The organism is Streptomyces sp. NPDC127106, assembly GCF_042677605.1.
In the GTDB taxonomy this organism is placed as follows: Bacteria; Actinomycetota; Actinomycetes; order Streptomycetales; family Streptomycetaceae; genus Streptomyces.
Genome location: NZ_JBHXTC010000003.1, coordinates 161,920 through 176,939, shown reverse-complemented (window position 1 = coordinate 176,939; position 15,020 = coordinate 161,920). Strand labels below are relative to the sequence as shown.

Below are 15,020 nucleotides of genomic sequence, written 5' to 3'. Positions count from 1 at the left end.
CGTGCCTAGCGTCATCGCAGACGAGAAAACTGCCGAGTTGTGGAGTCCGCGATGTCACGTACGGCCGGCGCGCCTTCCTTCGCCGTCATCCCCGGCGTCCAGGTGCACGAAGTCCTCGACGGCCGTGCACCCGAAGTGGTGGGATTGATCGAATCCGCATACCGGGTGCACGGGGAGGGCGACACCGTCAATCCGCCCTCCTATTTCCTGCGTTTCCCCGACCGGCCGACGGCGCGCATCATCGCGCTGCCGGCTTCGATCGGGGGACCGGCACCGGTCGACGGGCTGAAGTGGATTTCCAGCTTTCCGGACAATGTGGCGGCGGGCATTCCGCGTGCCTCCGCGGTACTGATCCTCAACGACCCCGCGACCGGATATCCGCTCGCCTGCCTGGAATCCTCGATCATCAGCGCGGCGCGCACCGCCGCCTCCGCGGCGCTCGCCGCCGACCGGCTCAGCCCGCGCGGCCGTCGCCCCCGCCGGATCGGCTTCGTCGGCGTCGGCCTGATCGCCCGCTACATCCACCAGTACCTCGCCGGGACCGGCTGGGAGTTCGACGGGATCGGCGTGCACGACCTGTCCGCCGAACACGCGGCCGGCTTCGCCGGCTACCTGGACCGGGCGGGCGAGGCGGCCCCCGTCACCGTCCACGACAGCGCCGAGAAGCTGATCCGCTCCAGCGACCTCGTGGTCTTCGCGACCGTCGCGGCCACCCCGCACGTCACCGACCCCGACTGGTTCTCCCACAACCCGCTGGTCCTGCACGTCTCCCTGCGCGACCTGTCCCCGGAGGTGCTCCTGACCGGCTTCAACGTCGTCGACGACATCGAGCACTGCCTGAAGGCCGACACCTCCCCCCACCTCGCCGAACAGCTCACCGGCGGCCGCGACTTCCTCGACGGGACGCTGTACGACGTGCTGGTCGGCACCCTCGCCGTCCCCGACGACCGGCCGGTGTTCTTCTCGCCGTTCGGCCTGGGCGTCCTCGACCTCGCCGTCGGCCGGCACGTCTACGACACCCTCCGCGCCGAGGGCCGACTGCCCGTCGTCGAGGACTTCTTCCACGACATGCGCCGCTACGGCTGAACCGCCCGCCTTCGCTGCCTTCGCCTGCGTCCGCCTGCGTCCGCCCGCGTCCGCCCGGGCCCGCCCCGCGTCCGCCCGGGCCGCCCACCCCGCCCGCCCGACCCCCACGGCCGCCCCGGGCGGCCCCCGAGCCATCCGAGGAAAGAATTCCGGTGACCACACTGCTCGACACCGCCACCCGGGCGCCGGTCGGCCACGGCCGGCGCGCCCTTCCCCTCCGGATAGAGGAGACCGCCCTCGACCCGCACCCGCCGGTGGAGCTCTACGCGGCCCTGCGGAGCCGGTTCGGCGAGGACGTCTTCCTCCTCGAATCCCTGGAGAGCCCCGACTTCGACGGGAACTCCGCCGTCGTCGGCTTCGGCCGGCTCGCCGAACTGCGCGTCCACCCCGGCCGGATCGAGGCCGTCGGCGTGCCCGCCGTCCTCGCCGTCCTCGGCCGGGCCGCCGACGACCTGGGCCTCGCCGCCCGCCCCCGCGGCGACCGCCTCTACGACCGCCCCGAGCAGCTCTGGGACGTGCTGCGCGCCGTCCAGGCCGCGTTCGACGTCGACAGCCCCCGTCCCGCGTACGCCTTCGGCTTCCTCGCCACCATCGGTTACGGCGCCGCCTGGCACATGGAGGACCTGCCCGCCCGCCGCCCGCGCCCCGGGGCCGCCCCCGCCCCCGACCTGGTCCTCACCCTGTTCCAGGACACCGTCTGGTACGACCTGGACGCCGGGACCGCGGTCCGCCTCGCCGCCCGCGGCCCCGCCCTCGGCCCCGACGGGGGCCCCGCCGCCCGCACCGACCTCGCCGGCATCGTCGAACGCCTCCCGGCCGGCACCGCCAACCCGCCCGGCCGCCTGCCCGAGGCGCCCGCGCCCCGCTCCGTCCGCGACAGCACCGACGAGACCGCGTTCCGCGCCCGGGTCGAGGACTGCCTGCGGCACATCGGCGTTGGCGACGTCTACCAGATCCAGATCGGCCACCGCATCGAGGTCGACACCGACCTCACCCCCCTCGACGTCTACCGTCGCCTGCGCGGGCGCAACCCCTCCCCGTACATGTACCTCGTCCCCCGCGGCGGCCGGACCCTGATCGGCGCCAGCCCCGAGGTGCTGTTCCGCACCGAGGGCGACCGGATCGTCATGCGGCCCATCGCGGGCACCACCCCGCGCAGCGGTGACCCGGCGGTCGACACGCCCCGCATCGAGGCCCTCCTGGCCAGCGAGAAGGAGCAGGCCGAGCACGTGATGCTCGTCGACCTGTGCCGCAACGACATCGGCCGGGTCTGCGTGCCCACCACCCTCGAAGCCCGCGAACTGATGACGGTGGAGACCTTCAGCCACGTCTTCCACCTCGTCTCCACCGTCGAGGGCGAACTCGCCCCCGGCGAGGACGCCTGGTCCGCGCTGAAGGCGACCTTCCCGGCCGGCACCGTCACCGGGGCGCCCAAGATCCGCGCCATGCAGATCATCGACGCGTTGGAGGACGAGCCCCGCGACATGTACGCGGGGGCCGTCGGCCTCATCGACGTCCGCGGCTGGTCCCGCCTCGCCCTGTGCATCCGCACCGTCACCCACGACGGCAGCACGTACTCCACCCAGAGCTGCGCCGGCATCGTCGCCGACTCCTCGCCCGGCGCCGAATGGCGCGAGACCCTCCACAAGATGGGCGCCGCCTACTGGGCGCTCACCGGTCAGGAGCTGCTGCCGTGAAGGTCCTCCTCGTCGACGCCTACGACAGCTTCACCCACATCATCGACCAGTACCTGCGCACCCTCGGCGCGGACACCGACGTCGTCCGTTCCGGCACCCGCAGCCCCGAGGAGCTCGCCGCACTGCGGCCCGACGCCGTGGTCCTCGGCCCCGGCCCCGGCCACCCAGCCGACTCCGGCCACCCCGAGCTCGTCCACCACTTCGCGGGCCGGGTGCCGCTGCTCGGCATCTGCCTGGGCCACCAGGCCATCGGCCTGGCCTACGGCGGCCGGGTCACCGTCGCGGAGCGGCTCAAGCACGGCAAGACCAGCCGGGTCCGCCACGACGGCTCCGGGGTGTTCGCCGGCCTGGGCTCCGCCATGACCGCCACCCGCTACCACTCCCTCATCGTCGCCGAACCCCTGCCGCCGGAGCTGACCGCCACCGCCCACGCCGTCGACGACGGCTACGTGATGGGGGTGCGGCACCGCACGCTCCCCGTCGAGGGCGTCCAGTTCCACCCCGAGTCGATCACCACGGTCGGTGGGATGCGGCTCCTGGAGAACTTCCTCGCCAGCGCACGGAACCAGCCGGCCGGCACCCTCACCGGGTGACCGCGGGACGAAGGAGAACCCTCGTGGGACACCCCGAACCACAGCCCCCACCCCACTGCGCACCGGAAGCCTGGCGGGCGCTGCCCGCCGCACAGCAGCCCGACTGGCCCGACCCGCGGGCCCTCGACGCGGTCCGCAGGGAACTGCGGGCCGCTGTTCCGCTCGTGGTGGCCGCCGAATGCGAGCAGCTGAAGGAGCGGCTCGGCGCGGTCGCCCTCGGCCAGGCCTTCCTGCTCCAGGGCGGCGACTGCGCCGAGACCCTCGCCGACACCGGGGAGGACGCGGTGCGCCGGAAGGTGCGCACCCTGCTCCAGATGGCCCTGGTCCTCCAGTACGCGGCCGCCGTCCCGGTCGTCAAGATCGGCCGGATGGCGGGCCAGTACGCCAAACCCCGCTCCAGACCCACCGAGACCCGTGGCGGGCAGACCCTGCCGGCCTACCGGGGCGACGCCGTCAACGGCTTCGGCTTCGACCCGGCCGAACGCACCCCCGACCCGGGGCGGCTGCTGCGCGTGCACCGGGCCGCCGCCGGCACGCTGAACCTCGTACGGGCCTTCACCACCGGCGGCTACGCGGACCTGCGCCAGGCGCACGCCTGGAACCAGGACTTCGTGGCCCGCTCACCGGTCGGCGAGCGGTACGCGGCCCTCGCCACCCAGATCGACCAGGCGCTGGCCTTCATGCGGGCCTGCGGCGCCGACGACCGCATCCAGCACGCCGTGGAGTTCTACGTCAGCCACGAGGGACTGCTGCTGGACTACGAGCAGCCCCTGGTCCGCGAGGACCCGGTGACGGGACGGCAGTACGCCACCAGCGGCCACATGCTCTGGATCGGCGAGCGCACCCGCGACCTCGGCGGGGCGCACGTGGAGTTCTTCTCGACGATCGCGAACCCGGTCGGCGTCAAACTCGGCCCGGCCACCGACACCGACACCGTGCTCCGGCTCATCGACCGGCTCGACCCCGAACGGGAGCCCGGCCGGCTCACGTTCATCGTGCGCATGGGAGCCGGGCAGGTGCGGGCCCGGCTGCCGGAGCTGGTCGAGAAGGCGGCCGCGGAGGGCGCGCCGGTGGCCTGGGTGACCGACCCCATGCACGGCAACACCTTCGAGGCGCCGTCGGGACTGAAGACCCGCCGCTTCGACGACGTCGTCGACGAGGTGAAGGGCTTCTTCGAGGTCCACCGGGAGCTGGGCACCCACCCCGGAGGCGTCCACCTGGAATTCACCGGAGGGGACGTCACCGAATGCGTGGGAGGCGGTGAGGAGGTCAGCCTGGAGGAACTCGCCGAACGCTATGAATCCACCTGTGATCCGCGGCTCAACCGGACGCAATCCCTCGACTTGGCCTTCCTCGTCGCCGAGATGTACCGGGAACGCTGAGCCGGACGATAACGGCGGGGACCCGACCGGCCCCCGAGCGCCTTTCCAGCGCCTGTCAAGCGCCGCCGGAGGAGTCCGGCAAGTCCCGCCGAGATCCTGTACACCCCCTCGCACCAGCGGTTATATCGCCCTTATCGAAGAGCGCAGCCGCGCAAAGGAGGAGCGATATCGGCTCGAAGCCCCGTCTCCCTAACGTTCTTCTCACCGGAAGAGACCGGACACCAGAAGAGACCGACGGGGAGAGAAGAAGTCATGCGGAACACATGGCGCACTCAGGTCCAGCGCATCACCGTCGCGGTCATCGCGTCGGCCGCCCTCGCGGGCGGTGTCGGCCTCGCCCACGAGGTGACGGCCGGCGAGCGGACCAGCATCAGCGCCGACGGCACCACCGGCAGCACGGCCACGGCCGAGCCGACCGCGAGCCCCACGCCGACCGCCTCCCCCGACACCCGGGAATGGGGCTGAGCCGGCAGGCACACCCGACGACCCCGAGGGAGCACCCCGTGACCACCGTCAGACCACAACCGCACCCGGGCCGGCACCAGTGGCCCGTCCTGCTCCAGGACCTCCTCGCCGGACGCGACCTGGCCGCCGCCGACACGGCCTGGGCCATGCACCGGGTGATGCGGGGCGAGGCCACCGAGGCCCAGCTCGCCGGATTCCTGGTGGCCCTGCGGGGCAAGGGGGAGACGGTCGGTGAGCTGGAGGGCCTGGTCCGCGCCATGCTCGACCACGCGGTGCCCCTGGACGTACCCGGCACCACCGTCGACGTGGTCGGCACGGGCGGCGACGGCGCCCGTACCGTGAACATCTCCACGATGTCCGCGATCGTCGCGGCCGGCGCCGGCGCCCGGATCGTCAAGCACGGCAACCGGGCGTCCAGTTCTGCCTCCGGCTCCGCCGACGTGCTGGAGGCCCTGGGCGTGACCCTGCGCCTGGACCCGGCCCGGGTGGCCGCCCTGGTGGAGGAGGCGGGGATCACCTTCTGCTTCGCCCCCGACTTCCACCCCTCGATGCGGCACGCCGCCGCGGTCCGCCGGCAGCTGGGCATCCCCACCGTGTTCAACGCGCTCGGCCCGCTGACCAACCCGGCCCGGCCCACCGCCCAGGCGGTGGGGGTGGCCGACGCACGACTGCTCCCGCTGATCGCGGGGGTCCTGGCCCGGCGGGGCGGCAGCGCCCTGGTGTTCCGCGGCGACGACGGGCTCGACGAGCTCACCGTCACCACCTCCTCGACGGTACTGACCGTCGAGGAGGGAAGGGTCCGGGAGGAACCCTTCGACCCGCGGGACATCGGGATCGCCCTCGCCCCGGTGGAGGCCCTGCGGGGGGCGGACGCCGCGCACAACGCGGCCGTCGCCCGCCGGCTGCTGGCCGGGGGCGAGCGGGGCCCCGTACGCGACGCGGTCCTGCTGTCGGCGGGTGCGGCCCTGGCCGCCGCCGAACCGGCCCGGGGCCGTACGGTCACCGAGCGGCTCGGCGCGGCGGTCGCCGTCGCGGCCGCCGCCCTCGACTCGGGCGCGGCCCGGGCCGTACTGGACCGCTGGGTCCGGGCCAGCGCGGCGCCCGGCGGGACGCACCGGGAGCCGGCTGCCGGGCTCCCGCAGGACGCGCAGGACGCGCAGGGTGCGCACGACGGGGCGCCGCTCGCCGCCGCGGGGCGTTGAGCGGAACCCCGGACGGCCCGCTGCCGCGGCGCCCCGGGAGGGGGACGCCGCGGCAGCGGTACCGGGACGGCGGGACGGCGGCCGGTCAGGTCTTGCCGACCGCGGCCGGCAGCCGCACCGGGTCGTGGACCAGGGGTCCGGTGGCCGGATCCTCCGATTCCGTGTCCGGTGGCACGCCCCGCCGGATCCGCGACAGGGCGGGCGAGGTGATCGCCGTGGTGAGCAGGGCCATCAGGACCAGCATCGTGAACAGGTCCGGCCCGATCACCCCCAGCTCCAGCCCCAGGTTCAGCACCACCAGCTCCGTCAGGCCACGGCAGTTCATCAGGGCCCCGATCGACAGGGCGTCCCGCCAGGACTGCCCGCTGGCCCGCGCCGCGGCGGAGCTGCCGCCCCACTTGCCGATGAAGGCGACCGCCATGACCGCCAGCGCCCACAGCCACAGCATCGGGTCGGCGGCCAGCACCTGCACGTTCGTCTTCAGGCCCGTGTTGACGAAGAACAGCGGCAGCAGCACCGGGATGGTGAAGGCCCGCAGCCGCGCCGCGCACAGCTCGATCACCCGGGAGCCGCGCGGAGTGACCACCCCGAAGACGAACGCCCCGAACAGCGCGTGCACACCGATCTTGTCGGTGGTGAACGCCGACAGGCACAGCCCGCTGAACAGCACCACGAGCACCACCGAGTCGACGGTGCGGGCGGCCCGCTGCGCCCACTTCGCCATCAGCGGCCGGATGGCGTAGATCATGAAGGCGAGGAACAGCGCCGCGAGGACGGCCGTCGTGACCGCCTCGACCGCCGAGGTGCTGGTGCTCACCGCGACCACCGCCGCCAGCAGGCACCAGGCGGTCACGTCGTCGACGGCGGCGCACGCCATGGACAGCGCGCCGATCCGGGTGTGGTAGAGCCCGCGGTCGGTGAGGATCCGGGCCAGCACGGGGAAGGCCGTGATGCTCATCGACACGGCGATGAACAGCACGAACGCGATCTTCGTGACCCCCTTCGGCGCGAACGTCTCGTACATCAGCAGGGCCAGGCCGGAGCCGAGGAGCAGCGGCAGCGCGATGCTCGCCTGGCTCACCGCGACGGCGGTCCTGCTGTGGCCGCGCAGGGCCGACAGGTTCAGCTCCAGGCCCACGAGGAACATGAACGCCAGCAGGCCGACGTTTCCGAACGCCCCGGTGAACGGCAGGACCGTCCCGGGGAACAGCCACGTCTGGGCGTCGGGCCACAACCAGCCCAGCAGCGAGGGTCCCATCAGGATGCCGACGGCGATCTCCCCGACGACCGGGGGCTGGCCGATCCGGCGGAACAGCATCGCGCCGGCCTTGCAGGCGAGGATGACCGCGGGGATCGCGATCAGCAGGTCGGGCAGCGGGTCACGGGCGGACACGGGCAGCTCCTTCCGGCGCGGCGGGGGCACTGGCGGGGGCACTGACGCGGGCGGGCGCGACCGGCTCCGGGGGAGCGGCGGCCGGCGGCCCGGGCACGGACGTCGCATCGCTCCACCGCGCGTATCTGCGCCGGCCGTACAGCAGCGGCTGCTCGTCCTCGTGCAGCGAGATCCGGTGGACCCGGACGAAGACGGCGGTGTGGTCGCCGAACTCCACCGCGTGGGCCACCTCGCCGTCGGCTATGGCGTGCGCGGCGCCCGTCAGGTGCGGGCCGCCGGCCCCCAGCGGCAGTCGCCACTCGGTCCGCGCGAACCGCTCCGGGTCCCCCGACGCGAACAGGTCCGCGACGGGGCGCGCCTGCTCGTGCAGCAGGTTGACCGCCACCTGCCCGGTCTCCAGCACCGCCTGCGTCGTCGGGCTCTGCGTACGCAGGCACAGCACGACGGTGGGCGGGGAGAGGGCGACGCTGGCCAGCGAACTGCACGTCATGCCGCGCGGCTCGGAGTCCGTGCCGAGGGCCGTGACGACCGAGACACCGGACGGGAACGCCGACATCAGCGGCCTGATGTCGGTCTCGGCGGCGTCCCCGGGCTGCGGGGGCCGCAGGGGCTGGGCGGGCCGGGACGTGTGGGACATGGCGGGACTCCTCGGGGTCGGTGGCGTACGGGGCAACCGGGCGGGCCCGGAAGCCGGTGGGAGGAGCCGGCTTCCGGGCCGTACGGCGCACCGGGAGGGACGCGGGCGGGGGAGGGCGGCTACTGCTTGCCGTGCAGCTGCCGCAGGTAGTCGTAGGTGCTCGGCAGGGTGTCGAGCAGGTGCTGCTGCTCCTGCTTGACCTTCGTGAACAGCGCCTCGGCGCCGGCCACGGACTCGGGCTTGTGCGCGAGGACCGGCAGCGGGGCGTCCGGCTCCAGGCCGAGCCCGGCGAACACGCAGTAGTAGCTGCCGTTCGTCCAGAAGTTGCGGAATTCGGCCTCGAAGTTGCCGTAGTACGTGGACTCGTCGGCGATCGGCGAATTGATGGGCAGGCCGGCCTTGTAGGCGGAGATCTTCTCCTGGATGTTCTTCGGGAGCGTCAGCTCCTTGTTCGCCTGCCAGAACGGGGTGTCGTTGCGCGGGGCGTAGTAGAAGTGCGCCTGGATGAAGTCGCGGGTGTCGTCGAACATCACCTCGATCTCGTGGTTGAAGCTGTTCGCCAGCTCCGGGTGGAAGTTCTTGTCCGGGAAGTGCTTGGCGAGCTGGTAGATCGCCGCGGTGATGAAGTAGATGCCGGTGGACTCCAGCGGCTCCAGGAAGCAGGAGGAAAGGCCGATGCTCACCACGTTGTTGACCCAGGCGCGCCGGTTGCGGCCGACCCGGAACTTCACGTGGTTGAACTTCGTCGTCTCCGGGTCCAGGTTCCACAGGTCGCAGAATTCCCGCGTCGCCTCCTCCTGCGAGGCGAACTTGCTGGAGTAGACGTAGCCGGTGCCGAAGCGGCCCAGCATCGGGATCTTCCACGTCCAGCCGGAGGACATCGCGATGGCGGAGGTGTACGGCTCGACGCCGTGGGCCGCGTCGTCGTGCGGGACGGCCGTGGCCACCGCGCTGTCGCACAGCAGGTGGTCGCTCATGTCGATGAACGGCTCGCCGAGGGCCTGGTTGATGAGCAGGCCGCGGAAGCCGGAGCAGTCGACGAACAGGTCGGCGTCCAGGACCCGGCCGGACTTGGTGTGCAGGGCCGTGACGAAGCCTCGCCCGTCCTGCTCCGCGTGCGTCATCTCGTCCTGCACGTGGACGACGCCCTGCTTCTCGGTGGCGAACCGGCGCAGGAAGTCGGCGACCAGGGCCGCGTCGAAGTGCCAGGCGTACCGGGTGGAGGCGGTGCCGTCCAGCCAGCGCGGCGACTTCTTCGCGTCCATGACGGGGGGCTCGCGGAAGCAGGCGTAGTCGAACGGCTCCTCCGTCTGCCCCTCCAGCTTGCGCTTGGCCCAGTAGTGCGACATGGGCGTGTTGTCGTGGTCGGGGAGGATGCCGAAGGGGTGGTAGAAGTGGTCCGGCCCGCCGCTGTCCAGGGTGCGCGCCTCCGGCTCGCCCTTGCCGCCGGTTCTCCAGTTCACGAACCGGACCGCCATCTTGAAGCTGGCGTTGCACTCCCGCATCCAGTCCTCCTCGGCGATGCCGAGGTAGTCGAACAGCACGCGGTGCAGATTCGGGACGGTCGCCTCGCCCACGCCGATCCGGCCGATCGCCGGCGCCTCCAGCACCGTGATTTCCGTGGTGCCCTGCAAGGCCTTGCCGAGATAGGCCGCGGTCATCCAGCCGGCGGTACCGCCGCCGAGGATGACGACTTTCTTGATGCGCGCGTCGGTGCCGGTCATAGGGAGGACTCTCTCTTCCGTCTGATGGGAGTTCCGCGGTGCGGTGACGAAAGATTCCGGCCTTCTGCTATGCGCCACCTATAAGCCTCCGTATGGCGGTCGTATAGCGGATCGGCCGAATCTCGATGGCGTTGTCGTACCTCACCGCCCCGAAACTCCCAGCAGAGGATGGCTGCCTCACATGCCGTACGACGAAGGGACGAAGGGAATCCTCTCGACCGTGGGAGGAACTCCGCTCATCGAACTGGCGCGACTGCTGCCAGGCCTCGGCTCGCGGGTGTTCGCCAAGGTGGAGCGGTTCAATCCCGGAGGAAGCATCAAAGACCGCTCGGCCCTCTCGATGGTGCTCGCGCGGATAAGATCAGGGGACCTGGTCCCCGGCAGGTCCACCGTCATCGAGTCGAGTTCCGGAAACCTCGCGATCGGCCTCGCCCAGATCTGCGCCTACTTCGGGCTGCGCCTCATCTGCGTGGTGGACTCCCGGACGACCCGCCAGAACGTCGCGATCCTGCGGGCCTACGGGGCCGAGGTGGAGATCGTCACCGACCCGGACCCGGCCACCGGCGAGCTGCTGCCCGCCCGGCTGCGCCGGGTCGCCGACCTCGTCGCCGCGACCCCCGGCGCGTACTGGCCCGACCAGTACGCGAACCCGCTCAACCCCCTCGCGCACCAGACCACGATGCGGGAGATCGCCGAGGCCCTCGACCACCGCGTCGACCAGCTCGTCGTCGCGGCCGGCACCAGCGGAACGCTGGGCGGCTGCGCCGAGTACATCCGCCAGAGCGGCATGAACACCACCGTCAACGCGGTCGACGCCCTCGGCAGCGTGCTCTTCGCCCCGCCCGAGCGCCGCACCCGGCTCATCCCGGGGCACGGCGCCTCCGTCGTCCCCCGCCTGCTGCGGCCCGCGGACGTCGACCGGGTCATCCACGTCGGCGACCTCGACTGTGTCGTGGGCTGCCGGCAGCTCGTCCGCCGCGAGGCCGTGCTCGCGGGCGGCTCCTCCGGAGCGGTGGTCGCCGCCCTGGAGCGGATCGCCCCGGACATCGTGCCCGGCTCCAACGTGGTGCTGGTCCTGCCCGACGGCGGCGACCGCTACCTGGAGACGATCTACGACGACGCCTGGGTGTACCGCCACTTCGGCGAGGTGTCGCACCTGTGGAAGGAGCCCCTCGCGCCGGGCGCCGCCCCGGCCCTGGTGGATATAGCCCACGGATAGCGGGCCCGCCCACCATCGACTCACCGCACTTCCCCCCACGCACCCACCCCACGCACCGCATTCCCGTTCCACGCCACCGACCGACCGTCACCGGAGGAATCAGATGACCACCCAGATCCACGTCCTGGACGCCGGGCGCAAGGAGCAGATCAAGGAAATCGTCTGCGACATCCTCGAACTCGACCTCGACGAGGTGACCGAGACCAGCCTGTTCAAGGAGGAGCACGACGCCGACTCCCTGCGCACCATCGAGATCCTGGCCTCGCTGGAGCGGGTCTTCGGCCTCTCCCTGGAGCAGGCCGAGCTCAGCCGCATGGTCAACCTCGCCGGCGTGTACGCCGTGATCGCGGAGGCCGAGAGCAAGTGAGCGACCGGACGGCCGCGACGGGGCAGCCGGGCGCTGCCCGGCACCGGGTGGTGATCACCGGGCTCGGTGTCGTGACGAGTATCGGTACCGGAGTCGACGCCTTCGCGCAGAGCCTGCGGGCCGGACGCAGCGGGGCGAAGCCCATCGGGGCCTTCGACACCACCGGGTTCGCGCACTCCAACGCCTGCGAGATCACCGACTTCGAGCCGGCGGCCTGGCTGTGCGAACTGCCCGCCGACGAGCTCGGCCGGGCCGCCCAGTTCGCGGTCGCAGGAGCGCGGATGGCGGTGGCCGACGCGGGCCTCGCCGAGGCGGACGTCCGGGCCAGGCGCACCCTGGTGTCGGTCGGCACCACCGACGGCGAGTCCCGCGACCTCGACCACCTCACCGGGCTCCAGGTCGCCGAGGGCGAGGACGTCCTCGATCCGGTCGTCGCCCGCCGCGTCTGGCCGGGCCGGCTCTCCGCCGGCATCGTCCGCGAACTCGGCCTGGAGGACGTGGAGACGGTCACCGTCCCCACCGCCTGCGCCGCCGGGAACTACGCGGTCGGCTACGGCTACGACGCCATCAGCTCCGGGGACGTCGAGATGGCCCTGTGCGGCGGCGCCGACGCCCTGTGCCGCAAGACCTTCACCGGCTTCTACCGGCTCGGCACCATCGCCCCCGACGTGTGCCGGCCCTTCGACGCCGACCGGCAGGGCATCCTGACCGGCGAGGGCGCCGGGATCCTCCTCATGGAGTCCCTGGAGTCCGCGCTGGCCCGCGGGGCCCGCATCTACGCCGAGGTGCTCGGGTACGGACTGTCCTGCGACGCCAGCCACCCCGTCGCACCCGACCGGGACTCCATCGCCCGCTGCATCGCGGCCGCGCACACCAACGCCGGGATCACCCCCGCCGACGTGGACTTCATCTCCGCGCACGGCACCGGCACCAGGGCCAACGACGTCACCGAGGTCGGCGCGATCCGCCAGGTGTTCGGCGAGGACCTGCCGCGGACCGTCTCCATCAAGTCGATGATCGGCCACACCATGGGCGCCGCCAGCGCCCTGGCCTCGGCGGCCTGTGCCCTCGCCCTGCGGGAGGGCTTCATCCCGCCGACCATCAACCACCGCACCACCGACCCCGAATGCGGCGTGGACTGCGTGCCCAACGAGGCGGTGGAGGCCGACCTCAAGGTCGTGCAGAACAACGGACTCGCCTTCGGCGGCAACAACGCCGTACTCGTCCTCGGCCGCTGGGAAGAAGAGAGGAGCGCAGCCGCATGAGCACACGGGCGGACGACCCCGCGCAGCAGCTCGTCGTCTCGGGCTGGGCGGTGTCCTCCCCGTACGGGCTGGGCCGGCAGCCGTTCGCCGAGGGGATCCTCGGCGGGGCCGCCGCCGTCGCCCCGGTGGACGCCGGGCGCTGGCCGGTCCCGTACGGGCAGGCCGGCCTGATCCCGGACTTCGACGTCAAGACCGTCCTCGGCCGCAAGGGCACCCGCTCCATGGACCGGGCCACCGGGATCGCCGTCATCACCGTCGGCGAGCTCCTGGCGGACTTCGGCCGGGGCCTGGCCGCCGACCCGGAGAAGACCGGACTGGTGCTCGGCACCTCCGGCAGCGTCCAGTCCATCATGGACTTCACCCGGGACGCGCTGACCGGGGAGAAGCCCTACCTGGTCGACCCGGCCCGCTTCCCCAACACCGTGATGAACTGCCCGACCGGGCAGAGCGCCATCCGGCACACCCTCAAGGGCCCCAACGTCACCGTCTCCGGCGGCTCCGCCACCGGGCTGCTCGCCCTGAACTACGCCGCCCGGCTGCTGCGCGGCGGCCACGCCACCGCCCTGCTGGCCGGCGCGGCCGAGGAGTTCTCCGTCCAGCGGGCCCGCCTGGAGCACGTCGCCGACCACGGCGGGGCCGCCCCCGGCCCGCTCGGCGAGGGGGCCGCGCTGTTCCTGCTGGAGAGCGCGCGGGCCGCCCGCGACGGCGGCCGCCCGGTGCTCGCCACCGTCCTCGGCTCCCGCTTCCGGGCCTTCCCCGAGACCGGTCGGGCCGGAGCCGCGCTGGCCCGCTGCATCGCCGACGTCCTCGCCGACGCGCAGGCCGCCCCCGAGGACGTCGCCGTCGTCGCGCCGGGCACCCCGCCCGGGCTGCTCGGCAAGCAGGAGGAGTCGGCGCTGGACGGGATCCCGGGCGAGCGGATCGCCGTACGCCCCCGCGTCGGTGACGCGACCGCCGCCTCGGCCGCCTTCCAGCTGGCCGCGGTCCTGGCCGCGGGCGGGGCACGGGCCGCCCTGGTGGACCGGCTCGCGCTGGTCACCGCCCTGGACCGGGACGGCACGGTCGGCGCCACGCTGCTGCGGCTCGGCTGAGCCAGCCAGCCAGCCAGCCCGCCCGCCGGTACGTACGTACGTGCGGCGCGGCAACCGGCGTCGCCCGCCCCGGCGGCCCGATGACCGGACGACACCCTTCCCGACCACAGCAGACAGAGAGGCATCTCCCATGTCCGAGACACCGAGGCCGGTAGCCCTCGTCACCGGCGGCTCCCGCGGCATCGGCCGGGCCGTGGTGGAAACCCTGGCGCGCGACGGCCACGACGTGGCCTTCTGCTACCAGTCCGACGAGGAGGCCGCGGCCCTGGCCGCGAAGGCGGCCGAGGAGCGCGGGGCGCGGGTGCTGGCCCGCCGGGTCGACGTCACCGACCGGGACCGGGTGCGGGCCTTCACCGCGGAGGCCGAGTCCACCCTCGGCCCGGTCGACGTCCTGGTCACCGCCGCCGGGATCGTCCGCGACGGCCACCTGGCGATGATGCGGGACGAGGACTGGGACGCGGTGGTCCGCACCAACCTCGACGGCACCTTCAACTTCGCGAAGGCCCTGGCCTTCCCGATGATGAAGCGCCGCAAGGGCGTGATCATCACCCTGTCGTCGGTCGCCGCGGCCGGCCACGCCACCCAGAGCAACTACTCCGCGACCAAGGCCGGGATCATCGGCTTCACCAAGGCCCTCGCCAAGGAGGCCGGCCGCAGCGGACTGCGCGCCAACGCCGTGGCCCCCGGGTTCATCGCCACCGACATGGTCGGCGGCCTGTCCGAGAAGCACGCCAAGGAGATGACCGCCCGCATCCCGCTGGGCCGCTTCGGCGAGGCCCACGAGGTCGCCGAGCTGGTGTCCTTCCTCGCCTCCGACCGCGCCGCGTACATCACCGGGCAGGTCTTCGCCATCGACGGCGGCCTGGTCGTCTGACCCCGCCGACCGACCCGCCGGCCGA

13 protein-coding genes and 1 pseudogene are annotated in these 15,020 nt (G+C 72.8%); 11 read left to right on the top strand and 3 right to left on the bottom strand.

Going from position 1 to position 15,020, the window contains the following annotated elements; all coding sequences use genetic code 11:
- Positions 1-51: 51 nt before the first annotated feature.
- The 6 genes and pseudogenes from sbnB to trpD form a co-directional block, all read left to right on the top strand.
- Complete coding sequence (gene sbnB, locus ACFVGY_RS05290; protein WP_385671273.1) at positions 52-1,086, top strand: 2,3-diaminopropionate biosynthesis protein SbnB; 1,035 nt, start codon at positions 52-54, stop codon at positions 1,084-1,086.
- A 152-nt stretch (positions 1,087-1,238) separates the two neighbouring features.
- Entirely contained in the window at positions 1,239-2,783 is a 1,545-nt protein-coding gene (locus ACFVGY_RS05285) for an anthranilate synthase component I family protein (protein WP_385671270.1), read from the top strand.
- Complete coding sequence (locus tag ACFVGY_RS05280; protein WP_385671268.1) at positions 2,780-3,376, top strand: anthranilate synthase component II; 597 nt, start codon at positions 2,780-2,782, stop codon at positions 3,374-3,376. Before ACFVGY_RS05285 ends, ACFVGY_RS05280 begins: the two co-directional genes overlap by 4 nt.
- Before the next feature lie 23 nt (positions 3,377-3,399).
- On the top strand, positions 3,400-4,758 hold the full coding sequence (locus ACFVGY_RS05275) for a class II 3-deoxy-7-phosphoheptulonate synthase (protein WP_385671265.1): 1,359 nt from the start codon (positions 3,400-3,402) through the stop codon (positions 4,756-4,758).
- Positions 4,759-5,010: 252 nt separating this feature from the next.
- Positions 5,011-5,223 carry a hypothetical protein gene (locus tag ACFVGY_RS05270; RefSeq protein ID WP_385671262.1) on the top strand — a complete coding sequence of 71 codons (213 nt, stop codon included), beginning with the start codon at positions 5,011-5,013 and terminating at the stop codon, positions 5,221-5,223.
- Positions 5,224-5,261: 38 nt separating this feature from the next.
- A pseudogene (gene trpD, locus ACFVGY_RS05265) lies at positions 5,262-6,323 on the top strand (anthranilate phosphoribosyltransferase); the annotation flags it as partial.
- 187 nt (positions 6,324-6,510) lie between these two features.
- On the opposite strand, the gene ACFVGY_RS05260 reads toward trpD, so the two are convergent.
- From ACFVGY_RS05260 to ACFVGY_RS05250, 3 genes are all read right to left on the bottom strand, one after another.
- Positions 6,511-7,818: a cation:proton antiporter gene (locus ACFVGY_RS05260; RefSeq protein ID WP_385671259.1), complete on the bottom strand. Its 1,308-nt coding sequence runs from the start codon at positions 7,816-7,818 to the stop codon at positions 6,511-6,513.
- Positions 7,805-8,455: a flavin reductase family protein gene (locus ACFVGY_RS05255; RefSeq protein ID WP_385671256.1), complete on the bottom strand. Its 651-nt coding sequence runs from the start codon at positions 8,453-8,455 to the stop codon at positions 7,805-7,807. Before ACFVGY_RS05255 ends, ACFVGY_RS05260 begins: the two co-directional genes overlap by 14 nt.
- Positions 8,456-8,574: 119 nt before the next feature.
- Positions 8,575-10,179, bottom strand: a complete 1,605-nt coding sequence (locus ACFVGY_RS05250) for a tryptophan halogenase family protein (RefSeq protein ID WP_385671254.1) — start codon at positions 10,177-10,179, stop codon at positions 8,575-8,577.
- A 181-nt stretch (positions 10,180-10,360) separates the two neighbouring features.
- Between ACFVGY_RS05250 and sbnA the strand changes: the two genes are divergently transcribed.
- From sbnA to fabG, 5 genes are all read left to right on the top strand, one after another.
- Positions 10,361-11,398 (top strand): 2,3-diaminopropionate biosynthesis protein SbnA, encoded by a 1,038-nt coding sequence (sbnA, locus tag ACFVGY_RS05245; RefSeq protein ID WP_385671251.1) that lies wholly within the window; start codon positions 10,361-10,363, stop codon positions 11,396-11,398.
- Between the two features lie 103 nt (positions 11,399-11,501).
- Positions 11,502-11,765, top strand: a complete 264-nt coding sequence (locus ACFVGY_RS05240; protein ID WP_360638480.1) for an acyl carrier protein — start codon at positions 11,502-11,504, stop codon at positions 11,763-11,765.
- A complete protein-coding gene (locus ACFVGY_RS05235) occupies positions 11,762-13,030 on the top strand; it encodes a beta-ketoacyl-[acyl-carrier-protein] synthase family protein (RefSeq protein WP_385671248.1) in 1,269 nt (422 codons plus the stop codon). The genes ACFVGY_RS05240 and ACFVGY_RS05235 overlap by 4 nt, the downstream gene beginning before the upstream one ends.
- Entirely contained in the window at positions 13,027-14,121 is a 1,095-nt protein-coding gene (locus tag ACFVGY_RS05230) for a beta-ketoacyl synthase N-terminal-like domain-containing protein (protein WP_385671245.1), read from the top strand. The genes ACFVGY_RS05235 and ACFVGY_RS05230 overlap by 4 nt, the downstream gene beginning before the upstream one ends.
- 130 nt (positions 14,122-14,251) lie before the next feature.
- Positions 14,252-14,995 carry a 3-oxoacyl-ACP reductase FabG gene (gene fabG / locus ACFVGY_RS05225; protein ID WP_385671243.1) on the top strand — a complete coding sequence of 248 codons (744 nt, stop codon included), beginning with the start codon at positions 14,252-14,254 and terminating at the stop codon, positions 14,993-14,995.
- Positions 14,996-15,020: the final 25 nt, after the last annotated feature.

Excerpts from the sequence above, each read along its gene's own strand:
- ACFVGY_RS05250 (WP_385671254.1), bottom strand. The coding sequence starts at position 10,179 with ATGACCGGCACCGACGCGCGCATCAAGAAAGTCGTCATCCTCGGCGGC.
- ACFVGY_RS05270 (WP_385671262.1), top strand. The coding sequence starts at position 5,011 with ATGCGGAACACATGGCGCACTCAGGTCCAGCGCATCACCGTCGCGGTC.
- sbnB (WP_385671273.1), top strand. The coding sequence starts at position 52 with ATGTCACGTACGGCCGGCGCGCCTTCCTTCGCCGTCATCCCCGGCGTC.
- ACFVGY_RS05230 (WP_385671245.1), top strand. The coding sequence starts at position 13,027 with ATGAGCACACGGGCGGACGACCCCGCGCAGCAGCTCGTCGTCTCGGGC.
- ACFVGY_RS05255 (WP_385671256.1), bottom strand. The coding sequence starts at position 8,455 with ATGTCCCACACGTCCCGGCCCGCCCAGCCCCTGCGGCCCCCGCAGCCC.
- fabG (WP_385671243.1), top strand. The coding sequence starts at position 14,252 with ATGTCCGAGACACCGAGGCCGGTAGCCCTCGTCACCGGCGGCTCCCGC.
- ACFVGY_RS05240 (WP_360638480.1), top strand. The coding sequence starts at position 11,502 with ATGACCACCCAGATCCACGTCCTGGACGCCGGGCGCAAGGAGCAGATC.
- sbnA (WP_385671251.1), top strand. The coding sequence starts at position 10,361 with ATGCCGTACGACGAAGGGACGAAGGGAATCCTCTCGACCGTGGGAGGA.